This window comes from Ruegeria sp. YTSB088 (genome assembly GCF_059609825.1).
The window spans coordinates 295,117-317,359 of record NZ_JBXWMM010000001.1; the positions used below are offsets into that span (position 1 = coordinate 295,117).

The 22,243-nt window shown below is 55.1% G+C and carries 20 protein-coding genes and 1 pseudogene; 8 read left to right on the forward strand and 13 right to left on the reverse strand.

Features of this window, described 5'->3' with window-relative positions:
• The first annotated feature begins 9 nt into the window (after positions 1–9).
• Positions 10–1,353, forward strand: a complete 1,344-nt coding sequence (gene uxaC / locus AC2FFA_RS01450) for a glucuronate isomerase (protein WP_496682301.1) — start codon at positions 10–12, stop codon at positions 1,351–1,353.
• Positions 1,354–2,550, forward strand: coding sequence for a mannitol dehydrogenase family protein (locus AC2FFA_RS01455; protein WP_496849524.1), 1,197 nt, complete (start codon positions 1,354–1,356; stop codon positions 2,548–2,550). It begins immediately after the preceding gene.
• On the opposite strand, the gene AC2FFA_RS01460 is transcribed toward AC2FFA_RS01455, so the two are convergent.
• The 10 genes and pseudogenes from AC2FFA_RS01460 to AC2FFA_RS01505 form a co-directional block, all read right to left on the reverse strand.
• Positions 2,537–3,400, reverse strand: a complete 864-nt coding sequence (locus tag AC2FFA_RS01460) for a sugar kinase (protein WP_496849526.1) — start codon at positions 3,398–3,400, stop codon at positions 2,537–2,539. The genes AC2FFA_RS01455 and AC2FFA_RS01460 overlap by 14 nt on opposite strands.
• Positions 3,397–4,278: a DMT family transporter gene (locus AC2FFA_RS01465; RefSeq protein WP_496849527.1), complete on the reverse strand. Its 882-nt coding sequence runs from the start codon at positions 4,276–4,278 to the stop codon at positions 3,397–3,399. The genes AC2FFA_RS01460 and AC2FFA_RS01465 overlap by 4 nt, the downstream gene beginning before the upstream one ends.
• 3 nt (positions 4,279–4,281) lie before the next feature.
• Positions 4,282–5,211 (reverse strand): annotated as a pseudogene (locus AC2FFA_RS01470) (NAD(P)-dependent oxidoreductase); the annotation flags it as partial.
• A gap of 99 nt (positions 5,212–5,310) precedes the next feature.
• On the reverse strand, positions 5,311–6,315 hold the full coding sequence (locus AC2FFA_RS01475; protein ID WP_496849528.1) for a Gfo/Idh/MocA family protein: 1,005 nt from the start codon (positions 6,313–6,315) through the stop codon (positions 5,311–5,313).
• Positions 6,312–7,814, reverse strand: coding sequence for a UxaA family hydrolase (locus AC2FFA_RS01480; protein WP_496849530.1), 1,503 nt, complete (start codon positions 7,812–7,814; stop codon positions 6,312–6,314). The genes AC2FFA_RS01475 and AC2FFA_RS01480 overlap by 4 nt, the downstream gene beginning before the upstream one ends.
• Before the next feature lie 24 nt (positions 7,815–7,838).
• On the reverse strand, positions 7,839–8,789 hold the full coding sequence (locus tag AC2FFA_RS01485) for a phytanoyl-CoA dioxygenase family protein (RefSeq protein ID WP_496849532.1): 951 nt from the start codon (positions 8,787–8,789) through the stop codon (positions 7,839–7,841).
• Positions 8,790–8,799: 10 nt separating this feature from the next.
• Positions 8,800–10,422 carry a TRAP transporter large permease gene (locus AC2FFA_RS01490; protein WP_117869161.1) on the reverse strand — a complete coding sequence of 541 codons (1,623 nt, stop codon included), beginning with the start codon at positions 10,420–10,422 and terminating at the stop codon, positions 8,800–8,802.
• Entirely contained in the window at positions 10,422–11,264 is an 843-nt protein-coding gene (locus tag AC2FFA_RS01495; protein WP_254683807.1) for a TRAP transporter small permease subunit, read from the reverse strand. Before AC2FFA_RS01495 ends, AC2FFA_RS01490 begins: the two co-directional genes overlap by 1 nt.
• A gap of 16 nt (positions 11,265–11,280) precedes the next feature.
• The gene (locus AC2FFA_RS01500; protein WP_496681919.1) at positions 11,281–12,450 is read right to left on the reverse strand and encodes a mandelate racemase/muconate lactonizing enzyme family protein; all 1,170 of its coding nucleotides are present in this window, start codon (positions 12,448–12,450) and stop codon (positions 11,281–11,283) included.
• A gap of 79 nt (positions 12,451–12,529) precedes the next feature.
• Positions 12,530–13,543 (reverse strand): TRAP transporter substrate-binding protein, encoded by a 1,014-nt coding sequence (locus AC2FFA_RS01505; RefSeq protein ID WP_117869159.1) that lies wholly within the window; start codon positions 13,541–13,543, stop codon positions 12,530–12,532.
• Between the two features lie 197 nt (positions 13,544–13,740).
• Here AC2FFA_RS01505 and AC2FFA_RS01510 point away from each other — a divergent pair, with 197 nt between their 5' ends.
• Complete coding sequence (locus AC2FFA_RS01510) at positions 13,741–14,391, forward strand: GntR family transcriptional regulator (RefSeq protein WP_299896564.1); 651 nt, start codon at positions 13,741–13,743, stop codon at positions 14,389–14,391.
• On the opposite strand, the gene denD is transcribed toward AC2FFA_RS01510, so the two are convergent.
• Both denD and AC2FFA_RS01520 read right to left on the reverse strand, forming a co-directional pair.
• The gene (gene denD / locus AC2FFA_RS01515) at positions 14,388–15,356 is read right to left on the reverse strand and encodes a D-erythronate dehydrogenase (protein WP_496849535.1); all 969 of its coding nucleotides are present in this window, start codon (positions 15,354–15,356) and stop codon (positions 14,388–14,390) included. The genes AC2FFA_RS01510 and denD overlap by 4 nt on opposite strands.
• Positions 15,353–16,237 carry an NAD(P)-dependent oxidoreductase gene (locus AC2FFA_RS01520; RefSeq protein WP_496681924.1) on the reverse strand — a complete coding sequence of 295 codons (885 nt, stop codon included), beginning with the start codon at positions 16,235–16,237 and terminating at the stop codon, positions 15,353–15,355. Before AC2FFA_RS01520 ends, denD begins: the two co-directional genes overlap by 4 nt.
• A 189-nt stretch (positions 16,238–16,426) precedes the next feature.
• Here AC2FFA_RS01520 and AC2FFA_RS01525 point away from each other — a divergent pair, with 189 nt between their 5' ends.
• From AC2FFA_RS01525 to AC2FFA_RS01545, 5 genes are read left to right on the forward strand one after another with little or no spacing between them, the layout of a single operon-like run.
• Positions 16,427–17,185, forward strand: coding sequence for an SDR family oxidoreductase (locus AC2FFA_RS01525; RefSeq protein ID WP_496849537.1), 759 nt, complete (start codon positions 16,427–16,429; stop codon positions 17,183–17,185).
• The gene (locus tag AC2FFA_RS01530; RefSeq protein WP_496671980.1) at positions 17,182–18,978 is read left to right on the forward strand and encodes an IlvD/Edd family dehydratase; all 1,797 of its coding nucleotides are present in this window, start codon (positions 17,182–17,184) and stop codon (positions 18,976–18,978) included. Before AC2FFA_RS01525 ends, AC2FFA_RS01530 begins: the two co-directional genes overlap by 4 nt.
• 11 nt (positions 18,979–18,989) lie before the next feature.
• Positions 18,990–19,838: a fumarylacetoacetate hydrolase family protein gene (locus AC2FFA_RS01535; RefSeq protein ID WP_117869153.1), complete on the forward strand. Its 849-nt coding sequence runs from the start codon at positions 18,990–18,992 to the stop codon at positions 19,836–19,838.
• On the forward strand, positions 19,831–20,754 hold the full coding sequence (locus AC2FFA_RS01540; protein ID WP_496849540.1) for a 2-hydroxyacid dehydrogenase: 924 nt from the start codon (positions 19,831–19,833) through the stop codon (positions 20,752–20,754). Before AC2FFA_RS01535 ends, AC2FFA_RS01540 begins: the two co-directional genes overlap by 8 nt.
• 16 nt (positions 20,755–20,770) lie before the next feature.
• On the forward strand, positions 20,771–21,361 hold the full coding sequence (locus AC2FFA_RS01545) for a LysE family translocator (RefSeq protein ID WP_496849542.1): 591 nt from the start codon (positions 20,771–20,773) through the stop codon (positions 21,359–21,361).
• Positions 21,362–21,409: 48 nt separating this feature from the next.
• Here AC2FFA_RS01545 and AC2FFA_RS01550 read toward each other — a convergent pair whose 3' ends face one another.
• Positions 21,410–22,177 carry an SDR family oxidoreductase gene (locus AC2FFA_RS01550; protein ID WP_496849544.1) on the reverse strand — a complete coding sequence of 256 codons (768 nt, stop codon included), beginning with the start codon at positions 22,175–22,177 and terminating at the stop codon, positions 21,410–21,412.
• Positions 22,178–22,243 lie beyond the last annotated feature (66 nt).

A 22,243-nucleotide genomic window follows, 5' to 3' on the forward strand; every position in this document is an offset into this window, starting at 1 on the left:
TTGAAAGGGATGGCAGAAGACCTGTACCTCGGTATCAAGGACCTGCCGATCGTGTCTCCGCATGGTCACTGCGATCCGGGGTGGTTTGCAACCGATGCGCCGTTTCCCAACCCGGCAGAGCTGCTGGTGGTTCCGGACCACTACGTGTTCCGTATGCTCTACTCGCAAGGCGTTCCATTGTCCGAACTTGGCGTTGGCGAAGAGGGCCGCAAGAAGGATCCTCGCGCCGTGTTTCGCACCTTTGCCGAGCATTGGCATCTGTTTTTGGGGACGCCATCCCGGATTTGGATGAACTACGTGCTGAATGAAACGTTTGGCGTGTCTGAGGATTTGTCCTCGTGTACGGCCGACCTGATCTATGACGAGATTTCGGGAAAACTGGCGCAACCTGAATTTCGTCCGAGGGCCTTGTTCGACAGGTTCGGAATCGAGGTTCTGGCCACCACTGATTCCGCTCTCGACGATCTCGCGGAGCATCAGATTGTCCGCACAAGCGGTTGGGGCGGGCGCGTAGTGCCGACTTTCCGCCCGGACGGGGTTTTAGATGGGGCGGACCCGGAATTCGTACAGAACCTGGACAAGTTGGCGGAGCTGACAGGCTGCGATCTGGGCAGCTATGATGGCTACCTCAACGCGCTGCGAATGCGACGAGCTCATTTCATTCAACTGGGTTGTACGGCCACCGACCACGGTATTGAACGCGTGCAGACCGAGTGGCTGGGCGACGCGGATGCGCTTTACCAACGGCTGAGACGGCGGGAAGGTACCGAACAGGACGCCCGCCGCTTCTATGGGCATATGCTGATCGAAATGGCGCAGATGTCCGTCGATGATGGTCTGACCATGCAGATTCATGCCGGTAGCAAGCGCAACACCAACCACGCGGTGATGCGGGAATTCGGACGGGACAAGGGGGCTGACATTCCAATCGCGATGGATTGGGTTACGGGCCTTGAGGCGCTTTTGAACCGGGTTGGAAACACGGCGGATCTGCGCGTCATCCTTTTCACACTGGACGAAGGCTCCTATGCTCGTGAACTGGCTCCTATGGCGGGACATTGGCCGTGCCTTCGGATCGGGCCGCCTTGGTGGTTCCATGACAGCCCAGCCGGGATTGCGCGGTATTTCGATCAGGTCGTTGAAACGGCCGGATATTACAATCTGGCTGGATTCAATGACGACACGCGGGCCTTTTTGTCCATACCGGCACGTCACGACCTGTGGCGACGGGGTGTGGCGCTTCATCTGGTCGAGCAGGTTGCGCGCGGCTATTTCGGGCGGGACAGTGCCGAGCATCTCGCGCGGTTGCTGGCGGTCGATCTGGCGAAACAGGTTTACGGATTGCAAAGCTAAATGGGTACAATTCTTCACTTCGGCCTCGGAAACTTTGCCCGGGCGCATTTGCTGGATTACACCGATCAAGCCGGCGGATGGGACGTTGTCGGCGTCAGCCTGCGTTCATCCTCGGTTCGGGATGGATTGGCCCGACAGGGCTTCGAATACGATCTGTGCGTACAGGGGCAGGGCGTCCGTCGCATCAAAACTCTGCGGGACGTTCTGGTCGCGCCCGAGGATCGTGCAGCGGTTTTCACTGTAATGGCGGATGCTGAGATCATCTCGGCGACCGTGACCGAGAAAGGTTATCATTTGGATGCCGCGGGCAAGCTGAACCTTCAAGACCCGGCGATTGCCGCCGATCTGGCGGGGCAAGGGCCTGCGACGCTGATCGGGTTTCTTGCCTTTGGCCTTGCTGAACGGCGCAAGCCAGTGACGGTGCTGAGCTGCGACAATCGTATGGAGAACGGAAAAACGCTTGAAACAGCGGTTGCCGATTTTTCGAAAGCAGCCAGTCTGGACGTGAATTGGGACGCTGTTCGCTTTCCCAACGCCATGGTCGACCGGATCACCCCGGCCACCACGGACGCCGTTCGCGCAATCAGCGGCGACCCTATGGCTGTTCCGACAGAGGCGTTCTCGGAGTGGGTAATCGAAGATAGTTTCGCCGGCCCGCATCCGGATTGGCCAGGTGTGCAACTGGTCGATGACGTGGTTCCGCACGAGACGCGAAAGCTGCGCATATTGAACGGTGCGCATTCACTGTTGGCTTATGCCGGGCTAGAGCGGGGTTTGACCTATGTCCACGAAGCGGTTGGAGACCCGGTTTTGTGCCCGCTGGTTTCCGAGTTGATGAAAGATGCGGGCGCAACGCTGCCCGCTGCACTGCAAGCACAGGTCCCGGACTATGCCGAGTCCCTGTTGCGCCGGTTTGAAAACCCCGAGTTGGCGCACCGGCTGGACCAAATCGCGATGGATGGCAGTCAGAAGCTGCCGTATCGGTTTGTTCCCACACTCCGTAAAACCGGCTCTCAAGCGGTGATCGCGGGGATGCAGGCCTGGATTTCCTATTGCATGTCCGAGACCGCCGAAGGCAGGGCGCTGAACGATCCTTGCGCGTCGGAAATCGCCTCGGCCGTTAAACAGCCAGACCCGGTAGTGCCGCTTTTGCGCCTTGTCGGCGCTGAGGATCTCGCGCCACTTATCCAGGAATGATTGCGCCGCGGACCTGAACAACAGTGGATGCCAGATTGTGTCCGGCCATCAGGGCCTCAGCCTGCGATTTTCCGGTCAGCAAGGCTGCGAGGTACCCACCGTTGAAACTGTCGCCCGCGGCTGTGGTATCCAGCACGTTTTTGGCAGGCTCATAGGTCTGCTCAATGTTCTGACCGATCGACAGGGGGCCATCCTCTCCGCGTTTCAACGCACCGATGCCGTGATGATCGGAAAAGCGTGCCGCCACCTGATCCGGGCTTTCCCCGAACAGCGCCATCTCGTCGTCAATGGACGGCAGGGCTATGTCTGCACGCTGCCAAAGCCGTTGGTTGATCTGCCGGGCGTGCTCGATGCTGTCCCAAAGACGCGGACGAAAGTTGCTGTCATAGACTAACCGGATGGAAGAGCCTTCGAGCCAGTCCAGCAGCGCAAGTCTCACCTCGTGCGGAAGAATGGCCACGGAAATCCCTGACAAGTACAGCACGTCGTAGCCGTTCAGCAGACTGAAGTCGTGATCGCCAAAAAGCTGACGGGCGGCTGCCTCGCTGCGCCAATAGGTAAAGCTGCGTTCACCGTTCGCAGATGTCGTGATCGCATAGAGTCCCGGGGAGGCGTTCGGAATGATGCGGATGCCGGATGTCACGATACCATGACTGGCGATGAACCCCGCGATACGCTCCGAGAACGGGTCGTCGCCCAGACATGTTACATACTCCACCTGCAAATCAGGAGCGGCGCGGTGCATGTAGATGGCGGTGTTCAGCGAATCCCCAGCGACGCCCACCTTTGCGCCAGATTCCAGCATGGACAATTCGATCATGGCTTCGCCGATACAGGCAATTCGCGTCATTTCTTTTCTCTTTTCCAGATTATGAGGCCTGCAACCATGATCAGCGCGGCCCCTGCCAATGTGAATGCGTCCGGTATCGTGTCAAAGAACAGATAGCCCCAGATCGCAACGTAGATCAGGAACGAATAGGTGAATGGCATCAACTGGTTCGCCGTTCCGAAACGATGCGCGTTCGTCAGCAGTTGATGCCCGCACCAGCCAAAGACGCCAAGACCGATCAAAACAATCAGGCTCCAGGTGTTTTCCGGCTGGACCCAGAACCAGATGGCGAAAGGCAGTAGGACCACCGTCCCGGTAAGCCCGAGGTAGAACTGCATGGTGTTCACGGCAACAACCCCGGACAGCCTGCGCGTCATCATCGAGTACAAGGCCAACGCTGTGGCGTTGTAGACGATCAGCAACATGGTCGGATGAAAGGCCGTGCCAAGCGGCCGGACGACAACCAGAACCCCCAGAAAGCCGAGGATGATGGCCGCCCAACGCCAAGGGCCAACGCTCTCTTTCAACACGAAAACGGACAGAAAACACACGATGACAGGGCTTGAGAACATGATCGCTGACACGACGGTCAAAGGTAGAAACCGCAGGGCATAAAAGTTGAAAACGGTCGCAGAGATCAGCAGCAAGGCCCGGCTGATGACTTGCCATGGGTGGTCGGTCTTGAACCGGCCAACCTCAATCCCGCCTTTGGCGATCACACCCACCGAGATCACGAAGTGCCCCGCGTAACGCATGAACGCCAATTGAAATGCCGGCACGCCGGCCAACGCCAACCACTTGGCCCCAAGGTCCACCAGTGAAAAGAACAGCCACGCCGTCAGCATCAGCACGATGCCCAGACGCGGCAAGTCCGCGGTGGGGTTGGCGGTGACGGCCATCGTTCAGGTGTTGAAGCGCTTGACGTAGTAGTCAACCATCTGGCTGACCATGTCATCCGCCTGACCGTGGTCGCGCGCGTCGTTCAGCGCTGAAAGCGCGCCCTGCGACATCACGCTGGTAACACCGGCCTCGCGCGCCATGCGGTCATAATACCCAAGGTCTTTTGCCGCGTTCTTGATGGCGAAGGCGAGTTGGTTCGGGTCATTCTCGACACCGTAGGCTTTGACGAAATCCATCATTCCGGAATGCAGCGGTCCTGCGGCCATCACGTCATAAAGCTGCCTGCGGTCAACACCGGTGATATCTGCCATTGCAAAGGCTTCGGCCATCGCGTTCGCGACGGTCATTGCGAAGAAGTTGTTGATCAACTTGATGGTGTGCCCCGATCCGACAGGGCCAAGGTAAAAGACGTTTTCGCCCAAGTCCTTCAGTGTCGGCCCAGCCTTGTCAAAGGCTGCCTTGTCGCCGGAAGTCATGATGTTGAGCTTGCCTTCCAGCGCGTGCGAGGGCGTCCGGCCAAGAGGCGCATCAAGATAGCTTCCGCCGGCTGCGGCAACCTCCTTGGCCAAGGCGCGTGTGCTGCCCGGAAGCGAGGTGCCAAAGTCGATGACGATCGCCCCGGGCTTCAATCCCTCGATCACGCCATCTGCACTGCGCATACGACCCTCGACCTGTTCAGAGGTTCCCATGCACAGCATCACGATGTCGCTGGCTTGTGCCAGATCTCGGGCGTTTTGCGCCTCACGGGCCCCCCGGTCAATCGCGTCGTCCAGATGCGTTCGGTCGCGGTTTCCCAAGACCGTGACCGAGTATCCCTGGTCCAACAGCCGGCTTACCATGGCTCCGCCCATTAGTCCCAGGCCGATAAACCCGATTGATGGTTTGCTCATTGGTTTCCCTTTCCGTAAATGTCTCTGGTTTTCATTCTTGTGTCTGGCGCGAGCGGTTTTGAAGTTCGGATGCTCATATTACCCGGCGTGTAATCATAGGTTTTTTGGGTGGTCCGGTTCTTCGCCGGGGCCGGATTTCCTTCAGGTCGGCGCCCGCGCTCGAGCTGACCGCGCTTTTAGCCCCTGTTCTATCCGTGATGTGACCTCGAGCGTCCGGGCCGCATCCTCGACGTCGATCAACGGTGAGGCGCCGTCGATCACGTCAAGAAAGTGATCCAACTGGGCCTCCAGCGGCTCGCGTTTTTGTTTCGGTCGTAGAAGTTGGTCTTTTTGGGCCGCAGTGCCCCAATCCTTTCCACGCCACAGGGTCATGGAAGGAAAACTTACAGCGCCCTTGGTTCCAGTGATCCACATCATGTCCTGTCGGGTCGTGCCGATGTTCGGGTTTTCGCCGGTTCCTGCCTCAAACCCCCATGGGCTGGGCGCAGAGTCGGCAAAGCTGATGGTGCCTGTCGCGCCGTTTTCGAAGGCGATCGCGACGGCGCCGCTTTCTATCCGATCCGATCCGCGGACCGACGCGCCGGGCAGGGCTGCGACATCCGAGATTTCTCCGATCACAAAGCGCATGACATCGATATCGTGCACTAGATTGATCATGACCGGGCTGCCATCCGAAGTCCGCCAGTTCTGTTCAAAATAGCTGTTGGGTTTGCGCATGGCCCACAGCAACGAGACGTTGATGACTTGTCCAATCGTACCTTGCGCGATCACCTCTTTCAGTTGCTGCAAGGTTGTGTGATAACGCCGATGGTGGCCTACAAGGCTGCGGACATTAGCCTGGCGAACGGCCGTCCTCAGGCGCAGGGCATCATCGACTGATGCGGCAACCGGCTTTTCGATTAGCATGTGCCAACCGCGGGATGCGGCCAGAATGCCATGTTCTGCATGCAGGCGGGTCGGCGTCGCAATGATGACGCCATCCACCGGGTCCTGCACCTCGTCCACACTAGCAAAACGCGGCACTTCTATCTTGATCGAGCCATCTGGATCGGCCAACCCGACCAACATGCAGCCGGGATGCTCAATCACGGCGCGGACGTGGCGGATACCGATCAATCCACCGCCGGCTACAAGGATCCTTTTCACATCACTGCTCCGATTTGCCAGGGAACGAATTCGTAGTCACCCAAGCCCTGCGCCTCGGACTTGGTTCGCGCTCCCGAGGCGACTTGGAGCAGCCGGCGGTATATTTCCTGTCCTTTTTCTTCGACGCTGACCCCTTTGGTCAGAATGTCTCCCGCATCCACGTCCATGTCTTCGGGCATGCGAGTCGCCAATTCAGAGTTGGTGGCGATTTTCAGCGTGGGCGCCGGTTTGGATCCAAAGGCAGAGCCACGCCCCGTGGTGAAGCACACAAGGTTGCACCCGGCCGCGATCTGCCCGGTTACCGAGGCCGGGTCATATCCGGGGCTGTCCATAAAGGTGAATCCTTTGCGGGTGATGGGTTCGGCGTATTTGAACACGCCGGTCAAAGGGCTGGTTCCGCCCTTTACCGCCGCCCCCAGCGATTTTTCAAGGATGGTCGACAGACCCCCTTGTTTGTTGCCGGGGCTTGGGTTGTTGTCCATTGAGGCATGATTGCGGGCGGTGTAGTCCTGCCACCAATTGATCAGTCTGATCAGCTTTTCGCCAGTTGCCCGATCGAGAGCGCGACGGGTCAGAAGGTGTTCTGCTCCGTAGATCTCGGGCGTTTCCGCAAGGACACCTGTGCCGCCTTGGGCGACCAACAGGTCGCAGGCGTGTCCGAGCGCCGGGTTCGCGGTCACACCAGACCAAGCGTCCGATCCACCGCATTGCAGCGCAACCATAAGTTCGGACGCTGGGGCTTCGCTACGCCGTGCCTTATTGGCAAGGGGTAGCATCTGATTGATCTTGCTGATGCCCATCTCCACGGTCCGGCGCAATCCGGCGACGTTCTGGATGTTCATCGTCTGGAAGGTGGGGCTCTGCTTTAGCCCATACGCGTCCAGCAGCCAGTCGATCTGGTTCATCTCGCAGCCCAGACCGACCATCAGAACGGCAGCGTGGTTGGGGTGTTTCGCAAACCCCCACATGACTCGTTGGAGAGCTTCGAAACCGTCGCCGGAATCGGCCATTCCGCAGCCCGTTCCGTGGACAAAGGCCACCACGCCATCGACGTTCGGATACTCGGCCAACTTTTCCAGCGTAAAGTGATTTGCGATCATGCGAGCCGCTGTCGCCGAACAATTCACGGTGGTCAGGACCGCGACATAATTGCGGGTGCCGACCCGGCCGCTGTCCCTGTGGTAACCCATGAACGTATCGACCGAGGTGGCGGGTTTCGTGGGCCTGAGATCCGTCGCGAACTCGTAGTTCACGCTGGTGTTGCGGAACTCGACGTTGTGGGTATGGACATGATCGCCGAGTTGGATCGGTTGAGTGGCATAGCCGATAATCTGGGCGTATTTTCTGACCGGTTCGCCTGGCGCAAGCATCCGCATGGCGACCTTGTGACCTGAAGGGATGCGCGCATTAGTCGTGACATCCTCGACAACACTGCCTGCCTCCAAGGGTCGAGTGGCAACCACCACACTATCCGTTCGATCTAAACGTACAAAAGTCATAGTCAGCTTTCTTAGCGGCCGAATCTAGGCGCAAAAGGGCGAGTCTGATGTCCACCGGTGAAGATCAATATGCGGTTGTCCGGACAGCCGTGCTCGCGCCGACTCCCAGTTGGCCTTGCAGACACGCCAATCCCGCAATTCGGTTTCGGGGCACGATCTGGACCTTGCGATGAAGCTGGGGAAATGGTCTCGGCCTGTGGGCTGACCTGCCGCGCTGAAGCGGATATCGAACGACCAGCGGAACCTGTCTGTTTCATTGACCAGCGAAGCATGTGGCGTCAAAGGGTCAAACAGGATGATCCCACCCGCCTTGACAGGCAGGGGCAGGGCGCGGTCTTCGTCAATGAACCCCTCGGCAATACCTGTCTGCGTCCGCGCACAATGCGGCAGGATTGATTGATCCTGGGTCTTTGGCAGCACTTGCAGGCAGCCGTTTTTGACCGTTGCATCGTTGACGGCAATCCAAACCGTGACCATGTCGGACTGGTCCGCGTCCTCTAACGCAACCGCCCGGTCCTGATGCCAGTCCGTTGCGGTGATGTGCGCGCGAACCTCGTCCTTTGTCAGCATGAGGGCAGGTGGCTTCAGCCGAACGTGCTGGATCGGATTGCTGACCAACTCTGGCCCGATCAACTGCTCGACGATGTCCAGCATGGGGGGGGTCGTCAGCAAGTCGAACACGGCGGGCCCAATATGGAAAGGTGTGTCCGCCATGATCCGATCGCCGGGCAACGAGATGTCCAGCGGCTGGAAATAGTCGCAACCAGCCTGATAGGCGGACAGTAGTTTGTCCCAGAAGGTCATTCCGGACGGCTCGTCCTTGACCAGACCCTTTTTGTACCAACCATCATAGAGCCGGTTCAGGACATCCGAGTATTCGGCTTGTACCCGATCCAGGACATCGGCGGGAATTACATCCTCGACCACGAGGTATCCATCTGTCTGGAACTTGCCAATCTGATCTTGTGTCAGCATGGGTGTTACCTCACAAAAGCAGCGCGATGATGCCCGGCCAGATCAGAAGAACGGAAAGCGCCAGCAACTGGATCCCGATGAATGGGAGGAAGCCGCGGAAGATATCCGTCAGGCTGATATGCGGAGGGGCCACCGACTTCAGGTAGAACGCGGCCGGGCCAAATGGGGGGGACAGGAAGCTGACCTGCATGTTCATACAGAATACGACGCCAAACCAGATGGCGACATGGCTCGGCTGCAACTGGCCAATGAGTCCGATTTCCTCAATGGGAAGGCGCAGGACGATCGGCAGAAAGACAGGAATGATCAACAGGACGATGCCGACCCAATCCATGAACGCGCCCATGAACAGCAGGATCAGCATCATTACCAGAATGACCAGCATGGTCGGCAGGTCCTGCCCGACGATCAGATCGGCCACATATTGAGGCCCGCCGGCTATGGTGTAAGCACCCGCCAGCGCGGCGGCCCCGATGGTCACCCAGATGATGGTGCCAGTGGACTTCAGCGTCCGCATCAAACTGTCCCAAACCAGCTCGAATGATCCTTCGCCCCGCAGAATGGCGATGATCAGAACGGCGAAGGCGCCCATGCCTGCTGCCTCGGTGATGCCGGTGATCCCGCCATAGATCGAGCCGAGCACGACGCCGATGACGACCAGCGGCGCGACGAGACCTTTGCCCATTTCCCACCCGATTTTGGCGCGCTGCCTGCCAAAGACGAAGAAGATCAGCAGAAGGGCGACGATCGTGATGCCGGCAAACCAAGGCAGGTAGTCAGCTGTTCCCAATCGCGCTGGTTCGCCCTGGCTGGCGGCGTTCGAGCCAGAAAGCTCGAAAAACGCGGCCCGGACAAACAGAACGGTGGAAAAACCGGCTACGACGATGCTCATGAAGGCCGCAAACAGCTTGCGTTTTTCAACCGGTTCGGGGTCGTTCGGGTCCGGTTCAGGCAGCGGCGCGTGGTGAGGATTCAGCCGCGTGCGGATGATAATGTACAGGATGATCATCGAGGCCAGCATGAAGCCGGGAATGAACGACGCGGTGAACAACGACTTGATCGAGGTTTCGGTGATCAGCCCATAGATGATCAGAACGATCGAGGGCGGGATCATGGTACCCAGCGACCCCGAGGCGCATATTACGCCGATGGCGAGATTCTGATCGTAGCCAAGGCGCAGCATCTGGGGCAGGGCGATAAGGCCCAGCAGGACAACCTCACCGCCGATAATGCCGGACATGGCCGCCATGATAACCGCCATGATCGAGGTCACGATCGCGATGCCGCCACGTGTTCTGGACAGCCAGACATTCAGCGACGAATACATGTCGCGCGCGATCCCGGACCGCTCTAGCAGCGACGCCATGAAGATAAACAATGGCACGGATATGAGCACGTAGTCCGTTAAGAGTCCGTATATCTTCTGCGCCAGGATATAGAGTGGCCCTGTTCCCGGCCGGCCGGTCAGAATGCCGTCGCCGAATGAAAATGGGTTCAAAAGAAGTGTAGGTTCGAACTTCAGGACGAGAACCAGAACCGCAAGCGAGGCCGAGGCCAGACCCAAGGGCATACCGATCGCCAGAAGCACGATCAGGGCGACCATCAGGATGAGTGAGATTGTTCCAATATCCATCAGTCTTGTCCCACCGCCCGCTTGATCATTTCAATCTCATCCTCATCCGGTTCATCCGTGTGGATTTCCGGTTCTTTGTTCCAATCCGAGATCAGGTTCAAAATTGCTTGCATTGCGACGAGCGTAATCACGATCAGCACCATCGGCTGCAATGTCGCCGGGATCGGAGGATTGAAGGCGGAGCCATAAAGCTCCCATTTATAGAGCTTGTTGACGAACACCTGTTTGTAGCTGCCGTAGACCAGAAAGAAGGCAAACAGCACGATCAGTATTGTCGAAACCGTATCAAAAACGCGCTGAAGCCAACGTGGAACTGCATCGTACAGCAGGAATATTCTAATGTGACTGCGTTGCTGCATGGCGTAGTAGCCAGACATCAAAAACACAAAGCTGGCGAACCAGAGTGTCATTTCGTTGGCCCACTCGGTTGGCTTTTCCAATATGTAGCGCATGAAGACTTCGTAGAGCATCACGACAGTCATGATTGCTATCATCATCATCGTAACTCGGCCTATGAACAGGGCGACGCGGTCCATAACCGTCGAGCCTTCGAACTCCATCGTCGCCGGGCGCACGGTCTTTGTGCCAATCACTGCAAGAACAGGTAAAAGCACTAGCGCGGCCACGTCGATGACGTCGATGTACCCCCCGAACACACCAGACATTTCGGGCGTGACGTCGCTGCGGAGGTAGATTTCCGTTACCTGACTTTTGAGAGATTCTGAGGTGTAAGGCAGCCAATCCAACAGGAATGCTGGAAGATGCCAAACAAGCCAACTGGCAGTCGCGACGAAGGCCAACGGTATGAGCCATTCAATTGGTCCGCCTGAATTCTTGTGCATCGCGTAACCCTCGTCCCTATCCTTCGATCCTGTAGTGATCGATAAAGTCTCGATCCGGCTCGACACCCAGTCCGGGGCCAGTCGGGATCATGACACGGCCGTTGTTGGCCTTGACCTGATTTTGAATTTCCAGCGGAACGGTCAGCAGATCGTCCCGAAACTTGTTGTCCGTTGTGTCGAACTCCAGCATTGGCTCCCATGGATGCAAACCGCCTGGAATTGCTGGCATGGCGGCCAGTAGGTGCAGATTAGTTGCGACGGCGATGGCGCTGCCCCAGACGTGATTTACGACCGGAGTGAAATGTGCGTGGCATAGGGCCAGTACCCTGAGATACTCTGAAACACCGCCCAAAGCGCATACTTCTGGCTGCGCTATATCGATGCCGCGATTTTCAAGAAGATTGCGCCAGGCCCAGCGATTGAATACCGCCTCTCCGCCCGAGATGTTGACTTTAAGCGAAGAGCGCAGTTCGCGGTACCCGTCAATGTCTTCTGGCGCGACGGGTTCTTCGAACCAATATGCGTCCAGTTCTTCCAACGCACGACCGACAAAAAATGCGTCCGAAGTCGTATAGGCATGGTTTGCATCGACCATAAAAGGAAAGTCGTCACCAACTCCGCGTCGCACCGCCTCGCACAGCTTTACATCTGGCTTAGGACCAAAGCCGGTTTTCATTTTGGTCGCGGTAAACCCCATTGCCTTGATCTTTGCAGCTTCATCTTCGAAACGGTTGGCCAGATCAGAAATCGGTTCATCCCGCAGCATCATGCCGTAGCCGTAGCACGGAACACTTGTCCGATGCGCACCGCCGACAAGCTTGTGGAGGGGGAGGCCAGTGATTTTGCCCGTGATGTCCCAAAGGGCGATATCTACCCCGGACAAGGCCTGCATCGGCATTCCACTTTGCCCATGATCTCGGAGAAGGTTGTACACCTTGTGCCAGATCACGTCTTTGTCCAATGGGTCCAAACCCAGCACCATAGGTTGGATTACTTTTTCGACGATGGACTTGTTTGCTACTGCTATGTTGCCGGGGCCAAAGCACTCTCCCCAGCCTGTCACCCCTTCGTCCGTTTGAACTTCAACGAGATGGGTTGTCCGCTTGTCATAATACTGCTGCGAATAGCCCAAAACTTCCGGCATGTCGTACTGCAGTACGTGACTTATTATTCTTTTGATTTTCATGAAGTTCTGGATCCCGGCGCCGATCCGGAGGGGCCGCTAGTGCGGCCTCTCCGTGCGTCGTAATTCGGTCGAAGCCTGACTACTGCATTGCTCCCAGGTCACGCAGGAAGTTGATGTGACTTTCCAAAAGTGCCTGTGCCTCAGGGGTCGTCGCGAATTCAGTCCAACCGACCTGAACGGCCGCGCGATACGCTGCCAGGTCTTCAGGCGACCATTCGTACAACTGAACCCCTTTTGCTTGCAGGTCTTTTGCAGTCTGAGCGTTCTGCACTTCATTGATTGTGGCATTGTGCAATGCCAAGCTATCCATTGCGACTTCCATGATCTTCTTGTGGTGCGCAGGCATAGCTTCCCAAACGTCTTTGCGACAGGCTAGGTGATCTGCAGGCATCGAGTGAAAACCGGGATAGTTTGTGTGACCTGCGATCTCGTATAGACCCAGACCCACGTTGTTAGTCAGGTTTGCAGCATCCGCGCCATCAATGATACCGGTTTCTAAAGCCGTAAAGATTTCGTTGAAGTCCATCACGATCGGAGAAGCGCCAAGTTCCGCGAACACTTTGGTCGCCAGGCCTGGAGGCGAGCGGAACTTCCAATCCTTGAAGTCTTCCACTTTTGCAATCGGCTTGGTCGAAGCAAGCGACTCCGGCCCGGGAATCCACCATCCGATGAATTCCATGTCGTAGCCGTTGTACAGATCGTTTACGGCTTCTCTACCGCCGCCATGAAGAAGCCAAGCCATTTGCTGATATGGGTTCTGGTATCCGCCGAGCAGGTCGCCCGCAAACTGGAAGGCCGGATTCTTACCGGTCTGATAGCCGCCACCCGTCATGTCGCAATCCAGAATTCCCGTAGCTGCGGCATCGAATGTTTCAACTGATTTGACCACCGAAGAGGAATAGAACATTTCAACTTCGATTTCGCCGTTCGACATTTCCTGAATGTCTTCAATGAATTTTGCGGCCATCTGGCCAGATAGAGTTTCGGGCGAGAAATGGGTTTGAATTCTGAGCTTCGTTGTTTCAGCCATCGCAAAGCCGGCTGCCATTGTCGTGGCTACGGCCGCCACGGCCGCTGTCTTGACTATTTTCATATTGTCCTCCCAGACGTTGAGCGTTGCGCGGAGTGGGAGATCTTGCTGCCTCCTTTGCTGTCACGCGAGTAAACGTTAAGCCGACGAATCGAATGCAACAAGAAAAATTTGAAATTACGAAAAATTTCGAGATTCTTGTAAAAATTCGAAAATAGCGTTAAGACGCTCCTTGGACAAACTTGAAGGCGCATACTGGGATGAACGAAGAAGTAGATATTTATCAAGATCTTAAGATGCGTCTAATCTCTAATGGATTCGAACATGGATCCAAGGTGCGGGCCGAAGAACTGCGAAAAGAGTATGGCTGCTCTGCGAGTGCAGTTCGTGAAGTCCTTTTTCGTTTGGCCGCTGTTGGTTTGGTGGACTTTCAGGAACAAAAGGGATTCCGCGTGCCAAAGCGTTCCCCGCAGAAGCTTATCGAATTGACACACGTCCGTGTTTTGCTGGAGGCAGAAGGCACAGCAATGTCGATCCGAAATGGCGGAGTGGATTGGGAGGCAAGATTGACGGCTGCACATCACAAACTCAGCCATATCGAAAAACGCATTCACGCCGCAAACGACCCGAGCGACCTTGTCGAGATCTGGTTTGCCTCGGAGAAGGAATTTCACCAAACGTTGATTTCTGCTTGTGGATCGGAAACGTTGAAGCAAATGCATGGCCGAATTTATTCTCAATTCAGACAGCAATTGATGGTGGCAGACCGCAATTTCGAGTTCATCTCTCAAAACATAAGGCATCATGCAGATATACTAGAAGCTGCTCTGTCAGGGGATGAGCAATTAACAAGAGACAAAATTCACGACCACCTTAAGCGCCACTTGACCGGAAAGACGATGGGCCATTAACGCTTGTAATCATCTTCCAGATACACGCGGACAATATCGTCAAAACTCGATTCCGCCCGGAATCCCAAGTCCAGCGCACGATCCGTTTCAAAGTCACGGGGCCAATTCTTAACTATACTTTCAATTGCCGCGTCAGGAATACGTTTTATTAAGGCAACTGCGTCTTGGCCGGCTACAGTACGCAGCGCTTCAATCTGTTCTGATACCGTGCAACTTACGCCAGGCATATTCAACGAGCGTCGGTCGTTCAAAAGTTCGGTGTCCAAGTTGGCAGCGTGGGTCAAGAAGGCCGCTGCTGCGCGTGGACTGGCATGCCAGTGGCGTACAGTATCGGCAACAGGCAATATGGCCTCCTCTCCGTTCAAAGGCTCTCGGATAATCCCTGAAAAGAAGGACGAAGCGGCAGCGTTGGCTTTACCGGGGCGTACGCACAAAGTCGGCAACCGCAGAGAAATACCGTCGATAAATCCTTTTCTGCTAAAGTCCGTGATCATTATTTCAGATGCCGCTTTCTGCGCCCCGTAACTGGTTAAAGGCGCAGAGAGAAACTGATCATTTATCTTGTCGGGGAATGGTGCTCCAAAAACTGCTATGGAAGAGGCAAAAACCAATCGCGGCCGGTACTCGCCTTTGGACACCTCGTGTTCATCTTTGAGCGCGTTTAGCAGTGACCACGTCGCCATGAGGTTGACGTCCCAACCCAATGCAAAGTCGGTCTCAGCTTGTCCAGAAACTATAGCAGCGAGATGGAAAATGACGTCTGGGCGCTGTGCGGCGAAAGACTTGGCTACGCCGGGCGCTGTCAAGCTTCCCTCAATCTGATTGCCTACCGCACTGTTTGGCGGAAACGCGAGATCGAACAGTGAGACTTGGGCATTCACACCAAAGGTCTTTTCAGCCGCAATGCGATGAGCCAACTTCTGGCCCAACATCCCTCCTCCGCCAATGACAAGAATCGGGTTCACGACATTTTGTTCCGTTTTTTGAGTTCCAGATACAGAGCCGAATGGTCCAGTTCAGCCCCAGCCATTTCGTCAATAAGATACTTGAAGCGGTCGCGTACAGATTGCGTGTTGGGCAGTTCGATGCCTAGGCTTCTCGCTTCTTCCAACGTGTTGTCCAAGTCCTTTAGCTGAAATTTACACAAGCCACCGGGTGCGAAATTGCCCTCAGACATTCGTTCACCGTGTTGTTGCAGGATAACGCTATCAGCAAATCCGCCTTTCAATGCCGAACGCAGGGCCACTGGATCCGCACCCCCTTGCTGTGCCAAAAGTGTCGCTTCGGCGACGGCTGAAATTGTTACAGCAACAATTGTTTGATTGGCCAGTTTGCACAATTGCCCTGAGCCACTAGGGCCGACGTGGACAGGTTGGCCCATTGCTGAAAGAATTGGTTTAACTTGCTCCAGTACGTCTTTGTCTCCTCCTACCATGATCGCAAGGGTTGCCGCCTCGGCGCCTCTTGTGCCACCGGAAACCGGGGCATCCAAATGAGATATCCCCATCCTGGCCAATTGCGCGGATTGTTCTCGGGCGTGTTCAGGCTTGGCGCTAGACATATCAATCCAGATCATTCCAGGCTTCAAGTGCTCGCAGAACGCCGCGTCAGCCAACAGCGCACCAGTTGCGTATCCATCCGAAAGCATGGTCACAATAATGTCTGCATCCGCTATCGCCAGCGCGGCGGTGTCCGTTACCGTCGCACCTTCCGCAACCAAGGGTTTGGCTTTGTCTAGGGTTCGGTTCCATGCGGTCACAGACAAGCCAGATTTGAGGAGATTCCGCGCCATGGGAACGCCCATCAGGCCGGTTCCCAACACAGCGACATCAAACTGTTTGCTCATGATTTCCTGTCCTCCTAGGGATGTATCACGCTTGGTTATGGCCAAACCACAATCTCTGTCATACGCTAACGTTTCTGGCCTCACATGCCACAAGTCGTCGAAGTCTTGCCAAGGTTTCTTTGAACTTCAGTTGATCCGTGGACCAAAAGCCAGCGGTGCAATTGTGACTAAGGAAGTTGGAAAATATAAATGGTAGAAAGACTTAAGGGAAAGCGTGTGTTGGTTACAGCTGCGGCGCAAGGGATCGGACTTGCCAGCGCGGTTGCAATGGCGAGAGAGGGCGCGATTGTCTATGCGACCGACATAAACATCACAAACCTAAACTCGATTCGGGGAGAGAATCTCGAAAATTTAGAAATTTTCGAGATGGATGTAACGAATGATGAAAGTGTCCAAGAAGGTGCCGAGCGGGCCAAACCAGACGTTCTGTTTAATTGTGCTGGGTTCGTGCATCACGGCACAATTCTCGAAGCAACAGATGACGAATGGGATTTTGCCATGGACCTAAACGTTCGTTCAATGGTGCGCACTGTTAAGGCTGTTTTGCCCGGAATGCTTGAGCGTGGCGGAGGGTCGATAATCAATATGTCGTCCGCGTTGGGATCTGTAATAGGCGCGCCAAATCGCTTCGTCTATGGCGCGACTAAGGCTGCTGTTGTTGGGCTAACGAAATCGGTGGCCGTGGATTTTATAACGCAAGGAATTCGGTGCAATTGCATATGCCCGGGAACGGTCGACAGTCCCAGTTGGCGGGGCAGGGTCGATAAATTGGGCAAGCAACTGGGCAGCAGAGAAGAAGCGCTTGCACAATTTGTGGCACGTCAACCTATGGGGCGTGTGGCAAAAGCAGAAGAGATTGCTGCATTGGTCGTCTATCTGGCGAGTGATGAGAGTGCATTCACCACAGGACACACACATATAATTGATGGGGGTTGGTCAGGCCAATGACAGTAATATCAAAGGATGATCTGCGGTCTCGCAAGTGGTTTATGAATTCTGAAAACTTGGAAATGACCGCGTTGTATCTCGAAAGATATCTCAACTACGGACTGACCCGTGAGGAGCTGCAGTCGGGCAAGCCAATAATTGGCATTGCTCAGACCGGTAGCGATTTAAGCCCTTGCAATCGGCACCATATCGAGTTGTCCAAACGCGTTCGCGACGGGATCATCGCTGCCGGGGGAACGTGCATTGAAATTCCCGTGCACCCGATACAAGAGACCGGTAAACGGCCAACTGCCTCTTTGGACCGCAATCTCGCTTATCTGTCCTTGGTGGAGAGTCTATTCGGGTATCCGATTGATGGCGTTGTTCTGAACATTGGTTGCGACAAGACCACGCCCGCACTTCTCATGGCCGCTGCGACTGTCAACATCCCAGCGATCGCCCTGTCGGTCGGCCCCATGCTCAACGGCTGGTGGAAAGGTGAGCGCGCCGGATCGGGAACGGTTATTTGGAAAGCGCGCGAAGACCTTGCAGCTGATGAAATTGATACCGATGAGTTTATGGAAATCGCTGCTGCCGCAGCACCTTCGGTTGGCTATTGCAACACCATGGGAACGGCGACGACCATGAATTCGCTTGCTGAAGCCTTGGGAATGCAATTGCCGGGATCAGCAGCCATACCAGCCCCGTATAGAGAGCGCGGTCAAATCAGCTATGAAACCGGTAAACGCATTGTGGACATGGTCTGGGAGGATTTACGCCCCAGCGATGTGATGACACGTCAGGCTTTTGAGAATGCGATTGTCATTAACTCGGCCATTGGCGGATCGACAAATGCGCCGATACACCTGAATGCAATTGCCCGGCATCTTGGTGTTCCGCTGAACAACGATGACTGGCAGAAACATGGCCACGACGTACCTCTTTTGGTCAATATGCAACCAGCCGGGAAATACCTGGGTGAAGATTACCAACATGCTGGTGGCGTTCCTGCAGTTGTCGGAGAGCTTCTTGAAGCTGGATTGCTTCCTCATCCCGATGCATTAACGGTGAACGGCAACGCGATGGGGCAAAACTGCTCCATGCGCCGGTCGCTTAATTGTGATGTGATCAAGCCTGTCAGCAGCCCTGTTAAGGAACAAGCAGGGTTCATCAATCTCTCGGGCAATCTGTTCGAGAGCGCGATTATGAAGACATCTGTGATCTCGCCAGCTTTTCGAATGGCTTACCTGTCAAACCCAGACGACCCCGATGCATTTGAGGGCAGCGCTGTCGTTTTTGATGGGCCTGAGGATTTTCACCATCGGATCGACGATCCCGCGGAAAACATCGACGCAAACTGTATTCTGATCATGCGCGGAGCCGGACCAAAAGGATACCCGGGTGCCGCAGAGGTCGTGAACATGCGTCCGCCTGCATATTTGTTGAAACAAGGCATCGAAGCCCTTCCTTGCATCGGTGATGGCCGGCAATCCGGCACATCAGGAAGCCCTTCGATCCTGAATGCTTCACCCGAAGCTGCGGAAGGCGGCGGGTTGGCCTTGGTAAAAAATGGTGACCGGTTACGCATCGATCTTGGCAAAGGCACAGCAGATATGCTGGTTTCTCTTGAAGAACTGCATGAACGCGCCCGCGATCTAGAGGCGCGCGGTGGGTATTCGATGCCGCCCAATCAATCACCGTGGCAGGAAATATTCCGCGAAAAAGTAGATCGACTGGATCGTGGCATGACCCTTAAGGGTGCAGAAAACTACCGCGATATCGCGCGAGGTTTCTTGCCACGCGACAATCACTAAAAGGAACAGAAATGAAACTTGTTCGTTACGGAGCCGAGGGCTCCGAAAAACCCGCCTTGGTCGACTCTGAGGGCCTACTACGGGATCTGTCTGCTCACATCAACGATATCACGGGTGAGATGTTGGATGATGCAACACTTGACAATCTGCGCTCATTGGATACCGGCAAACTACCGATTGTAGAGGGTGATCCTCGCATCGCACCTTGTATTGGGAAAATCGGAAAATTCCTGTGCATTGGATTAAACTACTCGGACCATGCGGCAGAAACCGGTGCTCAAATCCCGAAGCATCCGATACTTTTTTTCAAGGCAAATTCTGCGGTCATTGGGGCATATGATGACGTAGTCATGCCGCGTGGATCTACGCACACCGACTGGGAATGCGAACTCGGCGTCGTCATCGGCAAAACGGCCAAATATGTTTCCAAGGCTGACGCGGTCGAATACGTTGCTGGCTATTGTATCGTAAACGATGTCTCTGAAAGGCATTTTCAAACTCAATTGACAGGCCAATGGACCAAAGGAAAATCCTGCGACACATTTGGCCCTACCGGCCCTTGGCTAGTGACCCGAGACGAGGTGCCTGATCCTCAAAGTCTTGCTATGTCGCTGGATGTAAACGGTCAGCGCATGCAAACCGGGAACACCGCTACGATGATCTTTTCCGTTGCCGAGATCATTGAGCATCTAAGCCAGCTTTTCACACTGCACCCAGGCGACGTCATTTCAACTGGAACACCGCCCGGTGTTGGAATGGGGATCAAGCCGGAACCAGTTTACCTAAAAAAAGGCGACGTCATGGAGCTTCGCATCGATGGGTTGGGTGTTCAGAGGCAAAAGGTCGGCCAAGATGACTGACTTGTTGCAAATTGGCGGCATCACAGAACGGATGCGAGACCGCCTGACCTCAGTATTCGACATACATCAATTGGATGATTTCAACGCGGAAAGCATAACGCATATCGTTACAAATGGGCACGACGGAGTTCCGCATGACCTAATGACTTCCCTCAGTAATCTGAAAATGATCAGCGTCTATGGGGTTGGTTACGACGCCGTCGACGCAAATGCCGCTGCTGAGCGCGGGATTGTCGTGACGCACACACCTAATGTGTTGAACAAAGAAGTCGCAACCACGGCAGTTCTGCTATTGCTGTCATGTTATCGAGAGCTCGTACGTGACGATGATTACGTTCGGTCCGGACGATGGGAAGTTGAAGGTAACGCCCCTTTGACCCGATCTGCGGATAATCAAAAAGTAGGCATTCTTGGTCTTGGTCGCATTGGTCAGGCGATCGTTGACAAGTTGGAGCCATGGGCTCCCGAAATTTCTTATCATACCCGGACTCAGAAAGATGTTCCGTACCGCTACTTCGATAATTTGGTTGGATTGGCGGAACACGTGAACATCCTGATATGCATCACGCCCGGAGGCTCGTCGACCAATAAGCTGGTAAACGCTGAGGTGTTGCGTGCGTTGGGGGCGAACGGAACACTGATAAACGTTAGTCGCGGGTCAGTCGTCGACGAAACTGCTCTTATCAAAGCATTGCAGAACGGTGAGCTCGGTTGGGCGGGGCTGGATGTTTTCGAGGGCGAACCGCGTGTTCCAAAAGAACTGCGCGAGCTGCCCAACGTCGTTCTTCTTCCTCATGCTGGTAGCGCGACTCTTGAGACGCGTGCAGCCATGGGTGACCTCACTGTCGACAACCTGCTGCAACATCTTAAGGACGGATCGGTTATCACGGCTGTTCCGGAATGCAGAGATGTGTAAATGGCCAATCTGACAAGTGTTTGAGTTTGCTGTTGCGGTTTTCTTTCTGCTGATTACCCCGGGGCCTGGTGTTCTGACAACGGCCGGAATTGGATCAGCATTTGGTTTTCGGGCAGGTCTGGCATTTGTCGCAGGTTTGATGCTGGGCGGGTTCATCAACATGATGTTGGTGGTCTCGGGAGTAGCCGCCGCGGCGTTGGCTGTGCCAGTGCTCAGAAACTTGTTGTTGTTTGCGTCGGTCGGATACTTGGTTTTTCTCGCCTGGCGCATTGCTAGCGCTGGCTCAAAAGTTGGATTCTCTCCTGCAGACTCACCACTTGGATTTGCAAATGGGCTGACGCTACAATTCATTAATCCAAAAGCTTACGTGGTCGGCACTGCATTGTTTTCAGGGTTTGCATTTTTGCCCGAAGCGCCTTTTATGGAGGTCATCATAAAAGTCATAGTTTTCAATACGATTTGGGTGCCAGTGCACATGATCTGGCTGAGTGCTGGTGCAAAACTAGGTAGCCTTGATTTAAGCGAGAGGTCGCACCGAAGGATCAACTTAGCGATGGCAGGTTCTTTGTTGGTTGTTGTGCTGATTGCCTTGAAGTCGGTGGTGTGACGGATTTCTTTGTTCAGCCACGCTTTGCAGACGATTAAAAGTTCCAGATCAGAGTGACGCGGTTATTCCACCATCGACATAGAGAGTATGTCCATTGACGAAGCTGGATGCGGGGGACGCAAGGAAAACTGCGGCACCGACGAGTTCTTCCACATTGCCCCAGCGGCCGGCCGGAGTACGTTTCTCGAGCCATGCACTGAACTCTGGGTCGGCAACCAAGGCGGCGTTCAAAGGCGTATCGAAATATCCAGGCGCAATGGCATTGCAGTTAAGACCATACTTGGCCCAATCAGTTGCCATCCCTTTTGTAAGGTTGGTCACGGCACCTTTTGTCGCCGTGTAAGGCGCAATACCCGGTCTGGCCAATGCGGATTGAACCGATGCAATGTTAATGATCTTACCAGACTTTCTTTCAATCATATGTCGTGCCACTGCCTGACCGACGTGAAAGACGGACGCCACATTTGTCTGTAGTAGGCGCTCGAAGGCATCAGCGGGGAAATCCTGTAACTCTGTCCTGTGTTGCATTCCGGCGTTGTTTACCAAGATGTCTATCGGGCCGATTTTTTCTTCAAAGTCGTCCACAGCAGATCGGACACCTTCATGATCGGTCACATCGAACGAAAGTTCACGTACCGAGGCGCCTGCCTGGTTCAACTCGGAGGCTGCTGCAGATAGTTTTGCGGTGTCGCGCCCGTTCAAAATGACCTTTGCACCGGCGGCGGCCAAGCCGCGAGCCAGCGCAAATCCAATGCCTTGGCTAGAGCCCGTCACCAGTGCTCGAGTTCCCTTTAGGTCGAACAATTCAAGCGTCATGCAAAAACTCCTTGGTTGTTGGCACCGACTATCCGTATCTTTTGGCAATCTGTATAGGGGGGTCTT